Raw genomic sequence first — 2340 nt, 5'->3', positions numbered from 1 at the left:
TGCCTGGAACTCTTGAATGGGAGAAATACGTCCACAGATAACCAAAGGCTGCTGGGTAAATAGATCCGGAGTGGGATTGGGATAAATTATCGCTTCCCCTAGGCCTTCCCAGGTAACGTGAATATTGGTTAGCACTGGGTTATTAATTTGACGGAGAAACTGTTCCGCTACTGCTTCAGTTGGTTCATCTTGACGCACGATTCTAGCTATTCCCCGTCCAATTTCAGCTAAGCGATTCAGCAGAAACCGGTTCGGAGAACTGCCGACACCAAAGCTATAGATGCGATTTCCAGGTTTAAGCTGTTGCTGTACTTCTGCTAGTACCTGATTCTCATTGCTAATGTAGCCATCACTTAGCAGTACAATACTCCGTAGTCGTCCCTCCGGTGCAGCTGGTAAATTCAGCAAGTTACGAATACCTTTGAGTAAATAAGTACCACCGTTGGCTTTTAATTGATTGATGTAGTTAATCGCCTTTCTACAGTTTTGGGGGGTATTCGATAAGGGTTTGGCGGATAGCTGGGTAGCCGTATCTGAAACATCAATAATGGTAAAGGTATCCTTGGGATTGAGTCCATTAATAAACCGACGCATCAATTCCTGAGACTTTAGCAGAGGATCCCCCATTTGAGAACCAGAGGTATCGATCACGAACACCACATCCTTTGGCACAATCTCATCGGTGCTATAGTCCAACGCAGGGATAAGATACACAGCAAAATGATTGCCTCGTTGATCTGAGTGGGTAAGTAGTGTTGTCTGAGTTTGCTCCTTGGCAATCCCATAGCGTAGAATCAGGTCTTTGTTGGGAATCGTGTCTTCCTGACTCAGTTTGACCCGCAGGATTGCACCCTGTTGTTCAATGTTGAGTTGTTCAATGTTAATCTGATGGGAGGTAGAATAAATCTCTGTAATTGCTACTCCAGCGTCAATCTCAACGGTTACCCCAATGTCATGACCTGAGCGAATGTCTGGGGGAATCAAGGGTGGAGTGATTCGGGAAGCATCGGGAACGAAGTCAGTATCCCCACTCTCATCAATGGGAGTACCAGGGATAAAACGGGGGCCAACTACCATTGGGAAGACAAATTCATAGTTACCCCCCTGGAACTGTAGCTGATCGGTATAGCGAAGGGTGACCTCAATTTGCTCCCCTGGTTTAATGTGAGCTAGAGATTGAGTAAAAATATTATCCCGTTCTTGCTCTAAGAGTCCCGCACTCCGCCCCTGACTGCAAGCTTGCTCGTAGATAGTTTGAGCGTCTTCCCGTTTTTTGATATTGCCCTCAATTATGCGATCGCTTAATTTAATCTCCATCTGATCCACTGCTGCTTCATCCGGTAGTGGAAAGATATAGACCGCTTCTAAGGGTTGGCTGAAAGGATTCTCAAAGGTCTGTGTCACCTCTACCCGTGACAGGTGACCGGTAATTTTGGCGTAAACGTCTGTATGTTTCAGAGGAAATACCGAATGTTGCTCCTCTTCGTTAACGTATAGTCCCCCTAGCAACTGCTTGGAGCATAATAGTGCATGAGTGGGCATGGGCATTTACCTTAAGATTGAGCAAATGGGTGAGTTTCGCCACTGTCCCTATCAGTAGCAAGGTTCTGGGTAGACGCACCATGCTAGCCACAAATCTAATCATAAATCCTTACCAAGAGTGAACTTGGGTCAATCTGCCTTTTAGTTAGCCATCATAATCACTGTCAATCTCAATATCGAGAGTTTCTTGATCTACCCTTACATACAAAATATTTGGACGACAGCAGACTTGACAATCTTCGATATAGGATTGCTGTTCACCAGCGCTTAGATCTACAAAGGTCAAAATGGTTTCACCATAATAGGCACAGGAATATTGAGCAGTCTCTTGCATTCACTACAGAATTTTCTTTGAGTGTAGCAATAATTGTATTGGGTCAGGACTGACGGAGATCACAACTGACCTATGAAATCGGTAACTGATAAATTGGGATGCTGATGGTTTGTTGTTGAGTGCTTTGTTATTGAGTGGTTTGTTGTTGAGGTTTAACGGTTGACGGTTGACGGTTGACGGTTGATGGTCAACCATTAACAAACATTCAATTTACAAAAGCTGATGAGTAAACCATCTCCATCGTTACCACCAGGATGCATTTTCCGCCCTGCCTGTGCTAAGGATACCTGGGCAATTCTTAAATTAATTCTGATCGCTAAACTAGAGCCTACCCAGTTACGTTGGACCCAGTTTCGGGTGATTGAATTTGAGGGGCGTGTGGTGGCTTGTGGACAATTGCGCAACTTTCCCGATGCCCAAGAATTGGGGAGTTTGGTTGTGGCACCTAAGTGGCGCAATCGGGG

3 protein-coding genes are annotated in these 2340 nt (G+C 45.1%); 1 reads left to right on the top strand and 2 read right to left on the bottom strand.

The genetic code is table 11. The features are described from left to right. On the bottom strand, positions 1-1548 hold a 1548-nt coding region (locus F6K38_RS15285), incomplete at its 3' end, for a VIT and vWA domain-containing protein (protein ID WP_287356862.1). Between the two features lie 139 nt (positions 1549-1687). Further along, positions 1688-1876 carry a CPXCG motif-containing cysteine-rich protein gene (locus F6K38_RS15280; RefSeq protein ID WP_008181174.1) on the bottom strand — a complete coding sequence of 63 codons (189 nt, stop codon included), beginning with the start codon at positions 1874-1876 and terminating at the stop codon, positions 1688-1690. A 222-nt stretch (positions 1877-2098) separates the two neighbouring features. Between F6K38_RS15280 and F6K38_RS15275 the strand changes: the two genes are divergently transcribed. Further along, positions 2099-2340 (top strand): GNAT family N-acetyltransferase (locus tag F6K38_RS15275; RefSeq protein WP_502709579.1); only part of this gene is annotated, 242 nt, incomplete at its 3' end.

The organism is Moorena sp. SIO3B2 (assembly GCF_010692525.1).
GTDB classification, from domain to species: domain Bacteria; phylum Cyanobacteriota; class Cyanobacteriia; order Cyanobacteriales; family Coleofasciculaceae; genus Moorena; species Moorena producens.
The sequence above is the reverse complement of the archived record's forward strand: the minus strand, read 5'-3'. Positions and strand labels throughout refer to the sequence as shown.

Bases quoted from the DNA above. Each gene is read 5' to 3' on its own strand.
- F6K38_RS15280 (WP_008181174.1), bottom strand. From the start codon at position 1,876: ATGCAAGAGACTGCTCAATATTCCTGTGCCTATTATGGTGAAACCATT.